General features: G+C 70.1%; 16 protein-coding genes. 5 read left to right on the top strand and 11 right to left on the bottom strand.

Annotation, left to right across the window (positions count from 1 at the left end; all coding sequences use genetic code 11):
* Positions 1 to 25: 25 nt before the first annotated feature.
* The 10 genes from L978_RS09205 to L978_RS09160 are packed head-to-tail and all read right to left on the bottom strand — an operon-like array spanning position 26 to position 10585.
* Positions 26 to 550, bottom strand: a complete 525-nt coding sequence (locus L978_RS09205; protein WP_047522643.1) for a hypothetical protein — start codon at positions 548 to 550, stop codon at positions 26 to 28.
* Between the two features lies 1 nt (position 551).
* Entirely contained in the window at positions 552 to 1643 is a 1092-nt protein-coding gene (locus tag L978_RS09200; RefSeq protein ID WP_047522641.1) for a C45 family autoproteolytic acyltransferase/hydolase, read from the bottom strand.
* Positions 1640 to 2317 (bottom strand): FMN-binding negative transcriptional regulator, encoded by a 678-nt coding sequence (locus L978_RS09195; RefSeq protein WP_052193484.1) that lies wholly within the window; start codon positions 2315 to 2317, stop codon positions 1640 to 1642. The genes L978_RS09200 and L978_RS09195 overlap by 4 nt, the downstream gene beginning before the upstream one ends.
* Positions 2287 to 3306: a P1 family peptidase gene (locus L978_RS09190; RefSeq protein WP_231555033.1), complete on the bottom strand. Its 1020-nt coding sequence runs from the start codon at positions 3304 to 3306 to the stop codon at positions 2287 to 2289. Before L978_RS09190 ends, L978_RS09195 begins: the two co-directional genes overlap by 31 nt.
* Positions 3303 to 4073 carry an ATP-binding cassette domain-containing protein gene (locus L978_RS09185; RefSeq protein WP_047522633.1) on the bottom strand — a complete coding sequence of 257 codons (771 nt, stop codon included), beginning with the start codon at positions 4071 to 4073 and terminating at the stop codon, positions 3303 to 3305. The genes L978_RS09190 and L978_RS09185 overlap by 4 nt, the downstream gene beginning before the upstream one ends.
* On the bottom strand, positions 4070 to 5065 hold the full coding sequence (locus tag L978_RS09180; RefSeq protein WP_081996984.1) for an ABC transporter ATP-binding protein: 996 nt from the start codon (positions 5063 to 5065) through the stop codon (positions 4070 to 4072). The genes L978_RS09185 and L978_RS09180 overlap by 4 nt, the downstream gene beginning before the upstream one ends.
* Entirely contained in the window at positions 5062 to 5946 is an 885-nt protein-coding gene (locus L978_RS09175) for an ABC transporter permease (RefSeq protein WP_052193482.1), read from the bottom strand. Before L978_RS09175 ends, L978_RS09180 begins: the two co-directional genes overlap by 4 nt.
* Entirely contained in the window at positions 5943 to 6908 is a 966-nt protein-coding gene (locus L978_RS09170) for an ABC transporter permease (protein ID WP_047522631.1), read from the bottom strand. Before L978_RS09170 ends, L978_RS09175 begins: the two co-directional genes overlap by 4 nt.
* A 1-nt stretch (position 6909) precedes the next feature.
* Complete coding sequence (locus L978_RS09165) at positions 6910 to 8520, bottom strand: ABC transporter substrate-binding protein (protein ID WP_047522629.1); 1611 nt, start codon at positions 8518 to 8520, stop codon at positions 6910 to 6912.
* A gap of 37 nt (positions 8521 to 8557) precedes the next feature.
* Positions 8558 to 10585 carry a primary-amine oxidase gene (locus tag L978_RS09160; RefSeq protein WP_081996983.1) on the bottom strand — a complete coding sequence of 676 codons (2028 nt, stop codon included), beginning with the start codon at positions 10583 to 10585 and terminating at the stop codon, positions 8558 to 8560.
* 141 nt (positions 10586 to 10726) lie between these two features.
* Between L978_RS09160 and L978_RS09155 the strand changes: the two genes are divergently transcribed.
* A complete protein-coding gene (locus L978_RS09155) occupies positions 10727 to 11746 on the top strand; it encodes a LacI family DNA-binding transcriptional regulator (RefSeq protein WP_047522627.1) in 1020 nt (339 codons plus the stop codon).
* A complete protein-coding gene (locus L978_RS09150; protein WP_047522625.1) occupies positions 11743 to 12894 on the top strand; it encodes a CaiB/BaiF CoA transferase family protein in 1152 nt (383 codons plus the stop codon). The genes L978_RS09155 and L978_RS09150 overlap by 4 nt, the downstream gene beginning before the upstream one ends.
* Here the strand turns inward: L978_RS09150 and L978_RS09145 are convergent.
* Positions 12891 to 14228: a PucR family transcriptional regulator gene (locus L978_RS09145; protein WP_047522623.1), complete on the bottom strand. Its 1338-nt coding sequence runs from the start codon at positions 14226 to 14228 to the stop codon at positions 12891 to 12893. The two genes, L978_RS09150 and L978_RS09145, sit on opposite strands and share 4 nt — an antisense overlap.
* Before the next feature lie 89 nt (positions 14229 to 14317).
* Between L978_RS09145 and L978_RS09140 the strand changes: the two genes are divergently transcribed.
* From L978_RS09140 to L978_RS09130, 3 genes are read left to right on the top strand one after another with little or no spacing between them, the layout of a single operon-like run.
* A complete protein-coding gene (locus tag L978_RS09140) occupies positions 14318 to 15643 on the top strand; it encodes an aminotransferase class III-fold pyridoxal phosphate-dependent enzyme (protein WP_047522622.1) in 1326 nt (441 codons plus the stop codon).
* Complete coding sequence (locus L978_RS09135) at positions 15640 to 16818, top strand: acyl-CoA dehydrogenase family protein (protein ID WP_047522621.1); 1179 nt, start codon at positions 15640 to 15642, stop codon at positions 16816 to 16818. The genes L978_RS09140 and L978_RS09135 overlap by 4 nt, the downstream gene beginning before the upstream one ends.
* Positions 16818 to 18269, top strand: a complete 1452-nt coding sequence (locus L978_RS09130; protein ID WP_047522619.1) for an aldehyde dehydrogenase family protein — start codon at positions 16818 to 16820, stop codon at positions 18267 to 18269. Before L978_RS09135 ends, L978_RS09130 begins: the two co-directional genes overlap by 1 nt.
* Positions 18270 to 18289: the final 20 nt, after the last annotated feature.

Below are 18289 nucleotides of genomic sequence, written 5' to 3'. Positions count from 1 at the left end.
ACGGGGGACGGGGGAAGGGGGAGGGTCAGGTCGCGACGATCGCGCACATCGCGACGGTCGACACCGCCATGGTCGCGTGGTGGACCCGATGCGGCCAGGCGCGCTCCGTCCGCAGCGCGACCACCGCGAGGATCACCGTCCCCAGCGCCAGCCCGGCACTCACCAGCAGCGGCATCGTGTCGACGGCTCCGTGCACGTGCGACGTGATGATCGGAGACGCCGCGGGCGACGGGATCCCGGGCATCAGGAGGACGAGCACCGCGGTCGTGATGACACCGAGAGCCAGATGCGTCGACACCATCGCGTCCGGACGAGCGGTGGGGACCGGCACCGCCCGGCGCACGGCGGCGAGCACGATCCCGACGATGACGAGCACCGCGAACCACAGCACCGGCGGGAGCAGCGACACCGTCATCGCATCGGCCATGCCGGCGAGCATCAGGGCGGCGACGAGGATCTCCGGGCGTCCCGCATCCCGCCGCATGCCGACGAGCGCGCCCACCCCGACCGCGGCGGGGAGGAGTGCGACGACATGGAGGACCGCGTGCACGTCAGCCGGGCACGCGCTCGTCGAGCACACCGACGCGCCGCCACGGGGCCGTGGCGACCTCGGACGGCGGTGCTGCGGCGAATGCGATCGCTCCGTGCGCGACATCGAGCGCCACGGTGAGCTTCGTCTCCCAGCGCAGGTGCTCCGGCTCCTCCGGCCGTGCGCGGACCGAGATCGGGGCGTCCGGGATCGCACCGAAGGCGACCGCCCGCTCACGGTCGTCGACGATGCGGGCGAGGTCGGCCGCGTCGGTCAGACAGCGATACCGGGGCACGCTCGTCGTCTCGTAGGGGGAGTACTCGCCCGCGGCGAGCGTCTCGTCGAGGAAGTGGTTCGTGTGGGCGAGGGCCTTTCCGCGGGGGGCGGGGAGCACGGCGACTCCCGCGGGTGAGACCTCGACGGCCGCGGCCTCGGGGGTCACGCCATCGAACGACACCACCGTCAGGACGCTGGACGCGGCGAGGGGCACGGACTCGGCGATCGCGACCGCGCCGGCCACGTCGTGCGCCCCGTCGAGCATCATCCGTGCCAGCACGTGCACCGGCACACCCGCCTGCGACCCGTCGCTGCGATGGTGGAGGATGTTGAAGTGCACGCCGAGACCGCGGTCGTTGACACCGATCTTGGCCGGCTGCCCGAACTCGGAGAACGTCACGACGCGGACTCCGGATGCCGCGCGCAGCCGCCGGACGACCGTCTCGTTCGAGAGCGTCTCATGCCAGTCCCACGTCTGCAGTGTGCGTGGAGGATTCGCGTCGTCGGGCACGTAGACGATCGTGGAGCATTCCATCGACGGGGTCATCCGGGCGAGGATCTCGGTGCGGGCGGTGAGCAGATGCACGTCGGTGAGCGCCAGCCCACTGCCTTCCGCGACACCACGGAACTCGTCCGCGACCTCGGGCGCGAAGGACTCGACCATGCCCCGGCACTCGTCGGCGATGCTCCTGGCCTGCTCCGCGGAGACCCCGGACTGCTGGAACAGCCGGAGGTACGAATCGCGCGCCGCGCGCAGCTGCGGTGCCCAGTGCTGGCCGAAGCGGTGGCCCTCTTCGCGCTGGTCGGCGGTTTCGGATGTCCACTCGTGGATGATCATGCTTCTCCTCCGATGCGCTCGACGAGTTCGGCGACGTCTCCGTAGGGGCAGCCTCGGGCGCGCGAGGCGGCGGCGACACGTCGTCTGACCTCGAGCGGCTTGTCCTGGCTGACCTTGAACACCGCGCGCTGCTCGATGATCTCGAAGCGGAACGAGACGATGCCGCCGACGATGCGCTCGAACGTGGGGAGCGAACTCGTCATGTCCCAGCGCGTGGGCTCCAGTCCTTCCAGCTCCTCGACGGTCCGCGTGACGACGTGCATGCCGTCTGCGGAGTCCTCCAGCACGGTCACCCGTGCCGTCAGGTGCACCGCCGCATAGTCCCAGGTCGGGACGTTCGGGTCATCCGCGTACGTCGTGGGCGAGACGTAGTCGTGGGGGCCGGAGAACACCAGGAGCACGGCGTCGCCATCGGAGAGGTGCTGCCACTGCGGGTTCTTGCGGGCGACGTGTCCGAGGAGCTCGCCTCCGACGAAGCCTCCGTCATCGGCCAGGCGCTCGATGATGACCGGCGTGTGGGTGACGGTCGGAGCACCGGACTCGCCGCCGCCGTTGGACACGATGAGCGCGAACGGATGTCGCCGGACGAGCTCGTTCACCTCGTGCTGCGACGGGGCGAGGTACTTCTCGAACTCGTACACGGTCAGCCCGCCGCGCAGAGGATCGCGTCCCACGCGGTCTCGCCGGCGAGGGTCGCGACCGCGGTCGAGTTCAGCGAGAGCCGCCCGCGGGAGGATCCGGGGTCTTCGGGTAGCGCGACCTCGTCGGTGGTGAGGGCGAACAGCGTGTCGCCGTCGAGCGGGGTGTGGAACGGCTGGATGCCGCGGTGCATCGAGCTGTGCACCTGGAGTCCGAACTGCTTCAGCTCGACGTCGGACAGCTGCACGTTGGTGACCACGGCCGTGATCGTGGTGTTGCCGGCCATGGAATCCAGCAGCCGTGATTCGCCGATGGCCTCTTCGTAGTCGCGTGCGGGGTGGCGGCGTTCTCCGGTCGCGTCGTCGTAATTGCCGCGGATGATGCGCCCCTCCCGGTCGAGGATCACACCGTAGGGGTTGAGCACCGTCACGACGAGGACCTTCACATCGCCGACCTGGCGGAAGGCGACGCCCTGACCGGTGAACTCGACACGCGCGGGATCGACCTTGCCGGACGACGCCGACGCCCCGCCACCGACGCGTCCGACCTCCACGACGCCTTCACGCGCGGCCCGCAGCGCGGCCTTGCCGAGCGCGGCGTCGGGGAACACCGAGTTGTCGCGGACCGAGTAGTCGTAGATGATCGCCCCCGACACCAGCTGGAGCTGGTCGAAGCCGGACCGGTGGTCCACACGCGCGAACAGCTCCTCGGACACTCCCGCGACGGCGGAGAGCCCGTACACGGACCCGCCGGCGAGGCAGATCGCATGGTTGTAGCCGTAGAGACCGCTCGCACCGACGGCGCCTCCGCGTCGGTCGGTGAAGGTGCGAGCGCCCGCCGGGATCGAGACGACCGTCGCGCCGGTTGGTCCCTCCGCGTACTCGGCGGTCCCGAGGAGGACCCCGGGGAAGTCGTACTCGACCAGACCGCGGTCGGTGCCGTGGACGGGGGAGAGGGCGAAATCGTCGTTGGAGAGGCGCGGCCCGGCGGAAAGGACGGGGGCGAGGCGGTGGGTGTCGGTCACGATGAGAGCTCCTGGAAGAGTTGACGCGAATAGGGATGGCTGGGCAGGTCGTAGAACACGTCGGTCGGCGCGTGCTCGACGATCTCGCCGGCGCGCATCACCGCCACGTGGTGGGAGATGTAGCGGACGGCGGCGAGGTCGTGCGAGATGAACAGGGCGGCGAAGCCGTGCTCGGCCTGCAGATCCTGGATGAGGTTCAGGATCTGCGCCTGCACGGAGACGTCGAGCGCGCTGACCGCTTCGTCGAAGACGATGAACGCCGGACGGGTGACGAGGGCACGGGCCACGCTCACACGCTGCAGCTGACCACCGGAGAGCTGATGCGGTCGGCGGGCGGCGAAGGAGGCGGGGAGCCCGACCTGTTCGAGCATCGCGATGGCACGGTGCTCGACCGCGGGGGTGCGCCGCTCGTGCACGAGGAGCGGTTCGAGGACCGAGGACAGGACGGTGGAACGTGGATCGAGCGCCCAGCGAGGGTGCTGGAGGACCGCTTGCATGCGACCGGCGCGGGAGCGCAGACTGCGGGCGAGTGGCGCGCCTTGGAACCGCACGGTGCCGGTGTCGGGGCGCTGCAGGCCCAGGACCACCGAGCCCGTGGTCGTCTTGCCCGAACCGGATTCGCCGACGAGGCCGAGTGTCTCTCCGGGGGCGACCGAGAACGACACGTGTGCCATCGCCGTGACCGTGCGCCGACTCGCACCGATACCGGAGGAGAAGGCGAGGCTGACGTCGTCGAGTTCGATCGCGGGTGCGCTCGCGTCGCTCATACGATCACCCCTTCGTCCGGCACCAGGCCGGCTCGGCGGTCCGCTTCACCGAGTTCGGCGGCGCGGATGCACAGGCTGTGCCGCGGGGGCACGGGATCGGGGCGGACCACCTCGCACGCGTCGATCCGGTGAGCGCAGCGCGCGGCGAAGGCGCATCCCTCAGCCTCGCCATGCAGGACCGGCGGGGAGCCCGGGATGCTGGACAGGCGCTCGCCGCGTCGTGCCCGGGAGGGATCGGTGGCGGCGAGGGCGCGGGCGTAGGGGTGGACGGGACGACCGAGCACGGCGGCGGCGGGACCGCGCTCCACGACGCGTCCGGCGTACATCACGGCCACCTCGTCGCACCAGCGCGCGACGGCGGGCAGATCGTGGCTGAGCCAGAGGATCGTCGTCTTCTGCTCCCGTGCCTGGGTGAACAGCAGCCGGATGACCTCTTCGCGGACCTGGCTGTCGAGCGCCGCGGTCGGCTCGTCGGCGATGAGCAGTTTCGGCCGGCGACACATCGCCATCGCGATCGCCACGCGCTGCGCCATGCCACCGGAGATCTGGTGCGGGAACAGTCTCACCACCCGCGCGGGGTCGCTGATCCTCATCGATTCCAGCAGCGCGAGCTGCCGGGGCAGGCCGTCGTCGTCGCCGATGGCCCGCAGCACGAGCCTCAACTGCGCACCGATCCGCATCGTCGGGTCGAGGGACCCGATCGGATCCTGGGCGATGTAGGCGAGCGTGTCGCGGCGGTAGGCGCGCAGCGCATCGTGGTCGAGGCTCCGCACGTCGATGCCGTCGACCTCGAGCTCTCCGCGCACGATCTGTGCGGACTTCGGCTGGAGCCGTCCGATCACGGCGGCGAGGGTGGACTTGCCCGACCCGGACTCGCCGACGATGGCCATCGAACTCCCGGCGGCGACGTCGAGGTCGACGCCGTCCAGCGCGCGGACGGTGGTGGTCCCGGTGAAGTCCAGGGCCAGGTCGCTGATGCGTACGGCGGTCATCGGAGGGACCTCGTCTCTCGCGGTTCGAATCGGTCTCGGAGTCCGTCGCCGATGATGTTGATGCACAGGATCGAGATCACCAGCACGATGCCGGGGATGATGAGGAGTTGCGGCGCCTGTGTCATGTAGAGCATCCCCTGCTGGATGAGCAGTCCGAGAGAAGCCTCCGGTACCTGCACGCCGAAGCCGAGGAAACTCAGTCCGCCCTCGACGAGGATCGCGACGGACAGGGCATAGCTCGCCTGCACGGCGATGGTGCCCGCGATGTTCGGCAGCAACCGTCGGGCGAAGATCACGGGGGTCCTCACGCCGCTGATGCGCGCCGACACGATGAAGTCGCGGTCGGCGACTCCTCTCGTCGCGATGCGGACGACGCGGGTCATGAGAGGGATCGTGATCACGACGATGCTGATGATCGCGGCGGGCCGACCGGGGCCGATGAGCGCGGACACGAGGATCGCGAGCACGAGCGCGGGGAAGGCGTACAGGACGTCCGCGACGCGCATGACCGCTTCGTTGACGGCGCCTCCGTAGTATCCCGCGAGCATTCCGAGGATCGTGCTCACCACCGCGGAGCAGAGGACCGCGATGAGGGAGACCACGAGCGTCGTCGCGGTTCCCTGGAAGAGCCGAGGCAACAGCGAGCGGCCGAGGTTGTCGGTGCCGAGCGGAGCGATCGCCGAGGGGCCTTCGAGGCGCCCGGCGACCGTCGCATCGGTGGAACCGGTCAGGCCGGAGAGGACCGCGATCACGGTGGCGACGACGATCACCCCCAGCACGATCACGGCCGTGCGCAGGACGGCATCGCTGCGTCGCCACGCGCCTCGGGATGACTGTCCGGCCGCGCGGATGCGATGGGCGGCCGTGGGTGCGATGGTCATCGGCGGCTCCCTCCGGTCAGGCGCAGGCGCGGATCCAGCGCATTGGCGATCAAGTCGACGATGAGGCTCGCGGCGATGAAGACGACCGCGGCGAGGAGCACGGCGCTCTGCACGATCGCGTAGTCGCGTCGACCGAGGGCGGTCTGCAGATACGAGCCCATGCCGGGGATGTCGAAGACGAACTCGACGATCACGGTGCCTCCGAGCAGGACGGCGACCAGTGCCCCCACGATCGTGAGGATGGGAGCCGCCGCGTTGCGCAGCACGTGGTGCCGCACGATGAATCCGGGTGTCTCCCCGCGTGCGACGGCTGCCTGCACGTGCGGCTCGACGAGGACGTTCATGACGGCATCCCTCGTGTTCCGGGCGACCACGGCCACGCAGCCGACGGACAGAACCGTGACCGGGAGCACCAGCGATCCGAAGAAGCGTGCCGGATCGACGGCGAAGGGGGCGAAGCGTCCGAGCGACACCCCGAGACCGAGGGTCGACACGGCGAAGACCACGAGTCCCGCGAGGAGGAACTCGGGGATGCTGATGCCGAGCGCGCTGACGATACGACCCGCCGCGCCCGCCGAACCCTCCGAGCGGAGCGCGGCGATGAACCCGAGCGGGATGCCGACCAGGAGGGTCACGATGATCGTCAGCAACGCGATCGTCGCCGTGACCGGGAGTCTCGCACCGAACTCCTCCGACACCGAGACGTTGGACACGAAGGAATATCCCAGGTCGCCGGTGAAGACGCCGAAGAGCCAGTGGAAGTACTGGGCGACGACCGGATCGTCGAGCCCGGATGCGGCCACCGCCTGGGCCCGCTGCGCCTCGGTGGCGAGCGGACCCAGGACGAGGTCGATGTAGTCGCCGGGCATGAGGCGCACGGAGGCGAAGATCAGCACCGAGACGACGAGCAGCGTCAGCAGCGCGGCGCCGATGCGCCGGAGCGACCACAGAGTGACGGCCATGTCAGTTGGCGCGGAACTCGGTGAGGTAGCGCAGGAAGTTGCCGTAGCCCTCGTCGCTGCTGAGCGTCGGGGACAACGACGCCGTGTTCCAGCCGATGGTGGAGGGGCGCAGCACCAGGGGCACCATCTCGCTCTGCTCGTCGGCGAGTGTGCAGAGGTCCTGGAAGACCGCGGCCCGCTCCTCACCCGGCGCGGTGGTGTACCCGTCCTCGATGAGGGCGTCGAGCTCGTCGCTCCCCTTCATGAAGACCGCGGAGAATCCGGCGACCTCGGGGTTCCACCACGTCGTGACCATGGCGGGATCGGCGTACCCGGCGAACCAGCTCAGCGCGAGGTCGAAGTCCGCGGGGCTGCCGTAGACCTTGGCGGAGTACGTGGCGAAGTCGACCTGCTGGATCTCGACCTTGACGCCGATCTCCGCCAGATTCTGCTGCATCACCTGAGCGATCTGTGCGAGCACCGGCTCGTCGGTGTAGACGAAGAGGTCGAGCTCGAGTCCGCCGACCTCGTCGATCACGGACTTGGCCGCGGCGACGTCCCGGGCCGCGGAAGGCAGATCCTCCGCGCGGCAGGCATCGGGCAGGACGGCGGGGGTGATGCCGGTGGAGGCGGTCGACCCCCCGAACGCGAGCTCGTTGATCGCGTCACGGTCGATGGCGGAGTTGATCGCGAAGCGCACGTCCTCATCCTGCAGCGCGTCGTCGCCGGTGAGGGAGTTGATCATCAGGTAGTGGAAGTCGGTGTTCCGCTGTCCCACCACCGTCACATCCGCCGCGTTGGCGAGGAGTTCCGCGGAGTCGATCGAGTTGAGCACCGCGAAGTCGGCGGATCCGTCGCGCAGCGCCGCCGCCCGCGTCGCCTCGTCGCCGACGATGTCGACCGTGAGGGTGGAGAAGCCGAGTGCATCGGCATCCGGGTGGTGGACGTTCGGCTCGAACGCCCACTCCTCGTCCTGACGGTGTGCGGTCGCGACGAGCGGGCCCGTGCCGAGCATCTCCGTGGTGATGTCGACCTCGCCGGACTCGATCTCCGCCATCGGCAGGATCGCGGCGGGGGTGTTCGCGAGAGCCGCGAGGAACGGCGCATAGGGGCTGGACAGCGTGACCGTGACCTCGAGGTCTCCGGTCTCCTCGATCGAGGCGACCGGGCCGAGCTGTCCGGTCCAGGTGGTGGGGATGTCGATCAGCCGCTGGAGGCTGCCGACGACATCGGCTGCGGTCATCGGGCGTCCGTTCGAGAACACGGCGTCATCGGCGAGGGTGAAGACGTACTCGGTGTCGCTCGGAGTCTCCCAGGACGTGGCGAGCTTCGGCGCCACGTCGAGGTTCTCATCGATCGTCGTGAGCGTCTCGTAGGAGAGCCCTTCGAGCATCCAGGAGCGGGCGGTGGCGGCTCCCTGCGGGTCGAGGCCGCTCGCCTCCGCGGTGTCGTAGTCGACCTGGACGACGAGGTCGCCGCCCCCGTCGAACGCCTCATCGGCGACGGCGAGGAAGCCGGGTGCGGCTTCGTCCTGAGTGGGTTCGGTTTCGGGTGAGGCGCCGGCGGCGCACCCGGTGAGGGCGAGGAGGGCGACGGTGGCGACGGCCACCCCCGCACGAGCTGCTTTGTGCATGTCGGTGTTTCCCTTCGGGATGTCGGGCGACGGCCGGTCAGGCGTCGGACGACGACGGGCGGACAGAGAGGTGATGCAGGTGGTGCTCGGTTCGGGCTGCGCCGGCGTCCTCGTGAGCGCAGGCGCAGGCGGTGGGGGAGGCCGGAACGTCGAGGGTCGGGTTCCGGTCGAAGAAGTCGTGGGGTTTCAGCGTGAAGCCGCAGCTGTCGACCGGCATGATGGGCCAGTCCTCCGTGCGCGGGAAGTGCGTGAGGCCGAACGTGTGCCACAGCACGAGGTCTGCGCCGTCCAGCGAGGCGTCCTCGGCGACGAAGGCCGGCAGCCCCTGCTCCGGTGCGCTCTGGTTGACGACGTCGCCGGCCGGATAACGCTCCTCGGGGTCGTACGCGGTGACCCACAGATCGGCGGTCGCGAAGCGGGCGCGCGAGGCGATCACGGATTCGGGGCGTGCGAGGAGGACGGGCTTCCCCTCCGGTGTCAGGACGTAGGAGGTGGGACGACCGAGCCGGTTCGTGGCCGTCGCGCTGCTCACCCGCCATGTGCGGTCGACCGACGCGTCGGCCCGGCGCCGCCCCTCGAGCTCGCTGCGAAGCCGGGTCCGGGTGAAGCCGATCGCGCTGCCGTGCAGATTGTCGTCGGAGATCGGGAGCGACCGCACGTCGACTTCGTCGATGACGGCAGGCCCGTCGTCGACCGCCATGTCCAGCCGCGCGCAGAACAGGTGCTGGTGGTACGGCGCCGCGAGCCCCGGGGCCAGCTCGCTCGCGAAGCGGCCGGTGCGCTCGTCATAGGCGGCGGTGAACACGAGTCCGGTGGCCTTGGCCTCGAACTCGATCTTGCCGTCCAGGTAGAAGTACCAGTAGAAGCCGTAGTCGTAGTTGCCCACCGTGACGAAGAACGAGATCACGAGTCGGCGCTGGCGGCGGACGTCGCTCGATCCCGTGAACTGCTCGGTGTGCTTCCACAGCACCCCGGCGTCCTCCTCGTGGACGCAGATCACGTTCGGGAGCACCTTCACGTTGCCGCGGGCGTCGGCGATCGGGACGTCGAGGTAGGTGATGTCGCCGACGCAGTCGCAGCCGAGTTCCAGCGAGTTCGCGAGTCTGCCGAGGAGATACTCACCGGTGTCGAAGTAGTTCTGCCAGAAGCGCACGGGCCCCGGGTCGCCGTAGGGCACCAGCATCTCGGCGATCGAGGCGCGGTGCACGATGGGGCGGACCCGGCCCTCGTCCTCGAATCCGATGCCGTGCAGGATGAGTCCTTCGCGCATGTCGTAGCCGATGCGCAACGACCACTTCTCCCAGGTGATCACGTCTCCCTCGAAGGCGAAGCTCGGTCCTTCGGGCTGGGTGATGACGATCGGCTTCTGCGTGGTCCGCTCCGGGCCGAAGGTGCCGGGCACGTGATAGTCCGCGGTCTCCTGTGGAATCGGCATCGCGCCCACGTCGATGACATCGACCACGGTGCGCGCGGCGACGTCGACGTATGCCACCAGTCCGTCGATCGGATGTGCCCAGGGCATGGTCTGTGGAGTGGGCTGATGGTGTCCGAGCACCCGTGCGAGTCGGCGCCCGCTCTCGCCCTCGATCGGGAAGCGCCCGGCTGACAGCCCGGCCAGAGCGACCGTGCTCGGGTCGTCGATGCCCCGGGCGGCGAGTGCTTCGGCCCAGCGCTCGTCGGCGCCGATCAACTCGCGGATGATCGCGTGCTCCTCCTGGAGCAGGGGGACCTGGCCGTCGTGCTCCGGGTCGATGTCGACGTCCGTGACGATCTCGCCGGTGCCGATGTCGACCGAGAGGGCACGAGCGCGTCCGGTGTCGGTCTCGAGCAGCTGGACACGGGCGCGGCGGGGGACGGGGCGCCCGGCGGCGACCTCGGTGCGGTCCGGCTCATCGAGTCCGACGTAGGCGATCCGCTGCGCCTCCCCCAGTGCGCCGTGGGCACGCAGCGTCTCGGAGACCCGCTGCAGCTCGTCCGCGGAGAGCGTCGCGTACGGCGCACCGGATTCGTCTCCGAGCGGGCGCGAACGCTGGACGTGGTCGGACGGGGAACAGCTGCAGTTCATGGAGTCTCCATCGGATGTGAGTTCGGGAACGTCTGCGTGCCGGAACGTTCCGGCAAAAGTATGCGATGAATGTGTTTCAGCGCAAGACCTGATGTGTTTCGAGTGGATTACGACGTGCTCCGTGTGGTTAGACTCGGCCGCATGCAAGAGCCACGACGGGTCAGATTGATCGACGTCGCACGGCGCGCGGGGGTCGGGAAGACCACGGCGTCCGATGCGCTGAGCGGCGTCGGGCGCGTCTCGCAGCCCACCAGGGAGGCCGTCCTGGCCGCGGCGGCGGAACTCGGCTACTCGGTGAACACCGCAGCCCGGCATCTGCGCGGCGGCAGCATCGGCACGATCGGCATCGTGCTTCCTGAGGTCGTGTCGCGGTCGGCGTACTACATGGCTTTCACGTTCGGCATCGTCACCAGCGCGGCCGCTCACGACATCGACGTGACGATCGTGAGCCCCTCCGTCTCGTCTGGCCGTTCACGTCCGATCCGTGCCGACGGACTCATCATCGGCGACCCGCTCTCCGGAGACCCCGGGCTGCCGGCGCTGATGGCGTCGGGGATCCCCGTCGTCACCCAGGAGCACCTCCCGGACGATGTCGACGGCGTGCCGGCGGGTGTCGTGTGGTCTTCGCATGAGGCGGGCATGCTCCGGCTCCTCGACGAGATCGATGTGACCGGCGCCCGGCACCCCGTGCTGTTGGTCGCGCCCGACGCCACCGACTGGTCGCGCCAGCTGGTCTCCGGCTATCGGAAGGGGTGTGCGACCCGCGGATTCGATCCGGTCATCGCCCCCGTCTCCTTCGAAGCATCGTGGCCCGACGTCAGGGTGGCGACGGAGCGGGTCCTCCAGGCGCATCCGGACACGGACGTGATCATCTGCGGTCCGGACTCCAGTGCGATCGAGGTCGCCGCCGTCCTCGGACGACAGGGGCGGACGGTCGGTCAGGACATCACGGTGGTCTCGTGCGTCGACCACCCCTCGCTGCCCTTCCTGACCCCGTCGATCACGTCGATCGATCTGCGGCCTCGAGACTCCGGGGTCGCCTGCGCCGAGCTGCTCATCGACCTGATCGAGGGGCGTGCCGCGCCGGGCACGGACGTCGAGTTCCCGATCTCCGTCGTCGCGCGGGACTCCACCGCCCACCCGCTGCGGGTGCACGCATGACCGCACCGCTCGACGGCATCGTGGTCGCCGATTTCTCCCGTGTGCTCGCCGGGCCCCTGGCGACGATGACGTTGGCCGACCTCGGGGCGCGCGTGATCAAGGTTGAGCGCCCGGGCACGGGAGACGACACCCGGGCATGGGGGCCGCCGTACGCGGAGTCCGGCATGACGACGTACTTCGAGTCCGCCAACCGGGGCAAGGAGTCGGTCACGCTCGACCTCACCGACGCCGGAGATCGCGACAGAGCGCTCGAACTCATCGCCCGCAGCGACATCGTGATCGAGAACTTCCGGCCGGGACTGTTCGCCGCCCTGGGATTCGATGAGGAGAAGCTCGCGGCGGCCCATCCGCGTCTCATCTCGGTGTCGGTCAGCGGCTTCGGTCTCGGCGCAGGGGCATCGCTTCCCGGCTACGACTTCGTCGCGCAGGCGGTGGGCGGTCTCATGCACATCACCGGTGAGACCGACGGCGAGGCCATGAAGGCGGGGGTCGCGCTCGTCGACGTGCTCACCGGCAAGGACGCGGTGATCGGCATCCTCGCCGCGCTGCGTCGACGCGAACTGACCGGGCACGGATCGAGGATCGAGGTGAACCTGCTCTCGAGTCTCCAGGCGGCCCTGGTGAACCAGATGTCCGCGCACCTCGGAGCGGGCGCGGAGCCGGGGCGGCTCGGAAACCGACATCCGTCGATCGCCCCCTACGAGTCGCTGCGTTGCGCCGATGCGCCGATCGCGGTCGCCTGCGGCAACGATGCCCAGTTCGCGAAGATGGTCACCGCGCTCGGTCGGCCGGAGCTCATCGACGACGAGCGCTTCCGTCGCAACCCGGACCGTGTCGCGAACCGGGAGGATCTCGTCGTGGAGCTGGAGGGCGCGCTGGTCACGGATACGGCTGCGGCCTGGGCGGAGCGGCTGAACGAGATCGGCGTCGCCGCGGGGGTCGTGAACTCCGTGGGCGAGGGCGTCGAACTCGCCACGCGTCTGGGCCTCGACCCGGTCCGGGAGCTGATCGGGGAGGACGGCCGTCGTTCGCGCCAGATCCGGTCACCGCTCACCTGGAAGCCGGAGATCCCCGTGTCGGTGGCGCCTCCGCCCCGGCTGGGCGAACACGACGACCGCGTGCGGGCCTGGCTCGACGGCCCCGACTAGACGGATCGATCCCGGATCGCCAACCACAGTTCGGCGGCGACATCGGGATCGTCCAGCGTGACGCCGAGCAGGCTCTCTGCGGCGGCGATGCGGGGGCGGACGGTGTTGCGATGCACCCCGAGCTCCCGGGCGGTGCGCTCCGCCTGGTGGCGATGCCGGAGATACGACGTCACGGTGCGCAACAGCATCGGGTCCGTCGCCGCGAGCAGGTCCGCCCACCCTGCGGCGCGCGACTCCGGTTCGATCACGAGAGCGGTGTCCGGCGCGCGACGGTGCAGGGCCAGCGCGCGAGCGGCCGCGGCGGGGACGTCGTCGAGGGTGACCGGAGCGCTGAGCACTCCGGACCCGGCGGAGGGGTGCTCATCGGGGTCGAGGAGTGCGACGACCACGCCGTCCGACTCGGCCGAGAAGATGCTCGGATCCGGGGCCCCCACGAGGACGCGGAACTCCAACGGCAGGTCGAGGTCGGCGACGGCCGCCAGCGCGCGCGCCGCGGCTGTGTCTCCCCGCAGCGCCAGGGCGGTGAACCACCCTTCGGCTCGTCGGGCGCCGGCCGTCGGCGAGGTGACCAGTCGCAGGAGCGCGCTCGCGGTGAGGGCGAGCTGACGGTCCGCCCGTGCGAGGGGGCGGCCGGCTCCGATGGCGAGGGCCCCGCGCGTGTGCTCGCCGTCCGTGACCGCGTGAGCCACGACCGCGGACCCCTGGGACACGAAGGAGGCGGCCTCGACTCCGGATCGGAGGAGCGATCGCTCCACATCGACCCGCACCGCGGGCAGGAGGCCTTCGAGGGAGGGTGGATGCAGTGTTCCGAGCGACGCCCCCGGTCCGAAAGGGAGCCAGGCCACCCATCCGCCGATCGCCTGCGACATCTGGCGCAGGATCGAGGCGACGGGATCGCGGCCGGCCGCGGCTTGGACCAGTCGCGTGTGCGTGTGGGCGGTGCGCAGGGCTTCATCGTGTCCGCCCCGTCCGGTGATCGACCAGAACGCCCGCGAGACATCGAGGAAGGGCGCTCCGTCCGGGACGGCGAACACCGGGATGCCGAGCGTCCGACATCGGTCGACGAGCGCGGCCGGAGGATCGTCCCAGCCCTCGCCGAGGCCGATCCCGATCGCACCGACGTCCTGCGCATCGAGTCGATCCACATAGGCGTCCATCGGTCGGCTGCGCAGCGGGATGCCCGTGGTGAGCAGCAGCTCTCCGCCGTCCAGGTAGCGGCCGGGATCGTCGAGCTCCGACACGTGCACGCCCGTGATCGTCCGCGCGGCGTCGAACGGCGCGAGCGGGCGCAGCGCGGTGCCCGCCGTGCTGACCAGCTCGCCGAGGGAGACCATGCATCCAGTGTGCGGGATGCACAGTGAATCTGCCAAGACTGGGCGAAGTGTTCGTCCTCTCGGGCGTCTGAGCTTCTAGCGTCGAGCCCATGACGACTGTTCCTCACCTGCGCACCGAGATCCCCGGACCCCGGTCACGCGAGCTCCATGCCCAGCGCGAAGCCGCCGTCGCCTCCGGCTTCGGCATCACCCTCCCGGTCTTCATCGAGCGAGCCGGCACCTCGACGCTCGAGGACGTCGACGGGAACACCCTCATCGACCTCGCATCCGGCATCGCGGTGACCAGTGTGGGGGCGGCGAACCCCGTCGTGCGCGCCGAGGTCGCCGCGCAACTCGACCGGTTCACGCACACGTGCTTCATGGTGACCGAGTACGAGGGCTTCGTCCGCGTCGCGGAGTGGCTGAACGAGCACACACCCGGCGACTTCGACAAGCGCACCGCACTGTTCAGCACCGGCGCCGAAGCCGTGGAGAACGCCGTCAAGATCGCGCGGGCCCACACCGGTCGTCCCGCCGTGCTCGTGATCGACGAGGCGTACCACGGTCGATCGCTCCTGACGATGGCGATGACCGCGAAGGAACACCCCTACAAGACGGGCTTCGGGCCCTTCCCCGAGGCCGTGGTCCGCGCCCCCAACGCGAATCCGCTGCGCGGGCAGGGGGCGGATGCGGCCCTCGCCGAGATCGAGCGGCTCATCGCGGAGCACGGCCCGGAGCACTTCGCCGCCCTGGTCGTCGAACCGATCCAGGGCGAGGGCGGCTTCGTCGTTCCGGCTCCCGGGTTCCTCCCCGGCCTCCGCCGGATCGCCGATGCCTACGGGATCGTCCTCGTCGTCGACGAGATCCAGTCCGGACTCGGCCGCACCGGGACGCTGTTCGCGAGCGCGCACGAGGGCATCGCCGGTGACATCACCCTCACCGCGAAGGCGCTCGGAGGTGGCCTGCCGTTGAGTGCCGTGACGGGGCGCGCGGACATCATGGACGCCGCCCATCCCGGCGGGCTCGGCGGCACCTACGCGGGCAATCCGCTGGCGTGCGCGGCTGCGCTCGCCGTGTTCGAGGTGCTCGACGATCCGGGGCTCCTGCCGGGGGTGACCGGCATCGAGCGCTCGATCCGTCGGCATCTCGAGCCCCTGGTCGACGAGCTCGCCGTGGTCGCCGAGGTCCGTGGGCGCGGTGCGATGATGGCCGTCGAGTTCGCGGATCCGGGAACGCTCGCCCCTCGTCCCGACCTCGCCCAGCGGGTCGCTGCGGCATGCCATGCGGCGGGGGTGATCGCCCTCACCTGCGGCACGCACGGCAACGTCATCCGGTTGCTCCCACCCCTGGTGATCGAAGAGGCTGTCCTGGAGGCCGGCCTGGACATCCTGACCGCATCCATCCGCACCGTCGTCGCCGAGGAGGCCGCCGCATGACCGTTCCCGACCTGCTCGACTTCGACGAGCTCCTCACCGAGGACGAACGGGCCACGCGCGACCGCGTGCGCGCTTTCGTCGACACGCGCATCCGCCCCCACATCGCCGACTGGTACGACCGCGCCGTCTTCCCGACCGAGCTCGTCCCGGAGCTCGCCGAGCTGGGCGTGCTGGGCATGCACCTCGACGGATACGGATGCGGCGGCCGCAGCGCCGTCGAGTACGGGATCGCGGCGATGGAGCTCGAGGCGGGCGACTCCGGTCTGCGCACCTTCGTCTCCGTGCAGGGCTCGCTCGCGATGAGTGCGATCCACAAGCACGGCAGCGAGGAGCAGAAGCAGGAGTGGCTCCCGCGGATGGCGCGGGGAGAGGTCATCGGCTGCTTCGGCCTCACCGAGCCCAACTCCGGATCCGACCCCTCCAGCATGACCACCTTCGCCCGTCGCGACGGAGACGGCTGGGTGCTCAACGGTGCGAAGCGCTGGATCGGGCTCGCCTCCATCGCCCAGGTCGCGATCATCTGGGCGCAGACGGACGAGGGGGTGCGCGGCTTCCTCGTCCCGACGGACACGGCGGGCTTCGTGGCGACGCCCATCGCCCCGAAGCTGTCGATGAGGGCCTCGATCCAGTGCGACATCACGATGACGGATGTGAGGCTGCCCGCCGATGCCTTGTTGCCGGGGGCGCGGGGGCTGCGTGCGCCGTTCTCGTGCCTGAACGAGGCGCGGTACGGCATCGGCTGGGGGGTGATCGGTGCCGCACGCGACAGCTACGACGCGGCGCTGACATACGCCCGGTCGCGCATCCAGTTCAACCAGCCCATCGCCGCGTTCCAGCTCACCCAGCAGAAGCTGGTCGACATGGCGGTCGAGATCGAGAAGGCGCAGTTGGTCGCCCTGCGACTCGGACGGCTCAAGGACGCCGGGCGACTGGAGCCGCATCAGATCTCGGTCGCGAAGCTCAGCAACACCCGAGCGGCCATCGCGATCGCGCGTGAGGCGAGGACGATCCTCGGCGGCAACGGCATCTCCGGCGACCACTCGCCACTGCGTCACGCCGCGAACCTCGAGTCCGTCCGTACCTACGAGGGCACCGACGAGGTGCACACGCTCGTGCTCGGGGCGCACATCACCGGTTTCTCCGCGTTCCGCAGCACCGACTCCGAAGGAGCATGATGGCCACCACGTACGATCTCCGACACTTCATCGACGGGACCTGGGTCACCGGTGAGGGACCGCTCCTGGTCGACGTCAACCCGAGCCGACCCGGCGATATCGTCGGCCGGGGCCCCGGTGCGTCCGCGGCCGACGTCGACCGTGCCTTCGCCGGTGCACGAGCCGCACTCGACGGATGGCGCCGGACTCCCGCCAGGGCGCGGGCCGCGATCCTGCTGCGAGCGGCCGACATCATCCACGCGAATCGCGAGGAGTGGGGGCGCGAGCTCGCGCGGGAGGAAGGGAAGACGCTCGTCGAGGCGATCGGCGAGACCGGGCATGCCGCGAACATCCTCCGCTTCCACGCGCAGGAGGTCGAGCGTCAGAGCGGCGGCCTGTTCGAGTCGCCGAGTCCCGGAGAGCGCATCCTCGTCATCCGTCGCCCGGTCGGGGTGATCGGGGCCATCACCCCGTTCAACTTCCCGATCTCGATCCCGACCTGGAAGCTGGCCCCCGCCCTGGTCTGGGGGAACACGGTGGTCTGGAAGCCGGCGACCTTCGTCCCCCTGCTCGCGATGCGGTTCGCCCAGGCGCTCGAGCAGGCCGGGCTTCCGCAGGGTGTCCTGAACCTCGTGAACGGCGACGCCGGCGTGGGGGAGGCCATCGTGTCGCATCCCGACGTGGATGCCGTCACGTTCACCGGTTCCACGAAGGTCGGCAGGATCATCGCCGCGCAGCTCGCCGCCCGCGGTGTTCCGTTCCAGGGGGAGCTCGGTGGGAAGAACGCGGCTCTCGTCCTCGCCGACGCCGACCTCGACGTCGCGGTGGAGCAGGTGGCGGTCGGAGCCTTCCGCGCGGCCGGACAGAAGTGCACCGCGACCTCCCGAGTGATCGTGCACGAGGCTGTGGCGGACGAGTTCTTGCGACGACTCGCGATCCGCACCGAGCGGATGGTCGTGGGCGATGCGCAGGACGAGGGCGTCGAGGTGGGGCCCGTGGTCGATGCCGGAGCGCGCGATCGCGTGGCCGCCGCTCTGGTGCGCGCCCGGACCACGGCGAGAGCGGTCGTCGACGCCGGGCCGTACTCCTCCGGTGAGCTCGCCGAGGGGTACTTCATCCCCCCGTCGATCTTCGAGCTGAACGAGGCGGATCCGGGCGAATTGTGGACCGAGGAACTCTTCGGCCCGGTCATCGGGGTCCGCCGCGTCTCGTCCACCGCGGAAGGCATCGAGCTCGTGAACGACAGCGAGTACGGACTCTCGACCGCCGTGTTCACGACCGGACTGGCCGAAGCGCTCAGCGCGATCGAGGACATTCGCGTCGGGGTGGTGCACGTCAACTCGGCTTCGGCCGGCGCCGACCTGCACGTGCCGTTCGGGGGGAGCGGTGCCAGTGCCCTCGGCCCGAAGGAGCAGGGCGGCGCGGCCCGGGAGTTCTACACCGAGACCGCGACGGTGTACCTGCGCGGCTGACCCCCACCGCCCGCCCGCCC

The sequence above is a fragment of the Microbacterium sp. ZOR0019 genome, from assembly GCF_000800925.1.
Classification (GTDB): domain Bacteria; phylum Actinomycetota; class Actinomycetes; order Actinomycetales; family Microbacteriaceae; genus Microbacterium; species Microbacterium aurugineum.
This window is presented reverse-complemented; position numbering and strand designations above follow the sequence as displayed.

What these genes read in the sequence shown, in the direction of transcription:
- L978_RS09185 (WP_047522633.1), bottom strand. Translation starts at nt 4,073, where the DNA reads ATGAGCGACGCGAGCGCACCCGCGATCGAACTCGACGACGTCAGCCTC.
- L978_RS09140 (WP_047522622.1), top strand. Translation starts at nt 14,318, where the DNA reads ATGACGACTGTTCCTCACCTGCGCACCGAGATCCCCGGACCCCGGTCA.
- L978_RS09150 (WP_047522625.1), top strand. Translation starts at nt 11,743, where the DNA reads ATGACCGCACCGCTCGACGGCATCGTGGTCGCCGATTTCTCCCGTGTG.
- L978_RS09170 (WP_047522631.1), bottom strand. Translation starts at nt 6,908, where the DNA reads ATGGCCGTCACTCTGTGGTCGCTCCGGCGCATCGGCGCCGCGCTGCTG.
- L978_RS09200 (WP_047522641.1), bottom strand. Translation starts at nt 1,643, where the DNA reads ATGATCATCCACGAGTGGACATCCGAAACCGCCGACCAGCGCGAAGAG.
- L978_RS09180 (WP_081996984.1), bottom strand. Translation starts at nt 5,065, where the DNA reads ATGACCGCCGTACGCATCAGCGACCTGGCCCTGGACTTCACCGGGACC.
- L978_RS09145 (WP_047522623.1), bottom strand. Translation starts at nt 14,228, where the DNA reads ATGGTCTCCCTCGGCGAGCTGGTCAGCACGGCGGGCACCGCGCTGCGC.
- L978_RS09175 (WP_052193482.1), bottom strand. Translation starts at nt 5,946, where the DNA reads ATGACCATCGCACCCACGGCCGCCCATCGCATCCGCGCGGCCGGACAG.
- L978_RS09160 (WP_081996983.1), bottom strand. Translation starts at nt 10,585, where the DNA reads ATGAACTGCAGCTGTTCCCCGTCCGACCACGTCCAGCGTTCGCGCCCG.
- L978_RS09165 (WP_047522629.1), bottom strand. Translation starts at nt 8,520, where the DNA reads ATGCACAAAGCAGCTCGTGCGGGGGTGGCCGTCGCCACCGTCGCCCTC.
- L978_RS09130 (WP_047522619.1), top strand. Translation starts at nt 16,818, where the DNA reads ATGGCCACCACGTACGATCTCCGACACTTCATCGACGGGACCTGGGTC.
- L978_RS09155 (WP_047522627.1), top strand. Translation starts at nt 10,727, where the DNA reads ATGCAAGAGCCACGACGGGTCAGATTGATCGACGTCGCACGGCGCGCG.
- L978_RS09135 (WP_047522621.1), top strand. Translation starts at nt 15,640, where the DNA reads ATGACCGTTCCCGACCTGCTCGACTTCGACGAGCTCCTCACCGAGGAC.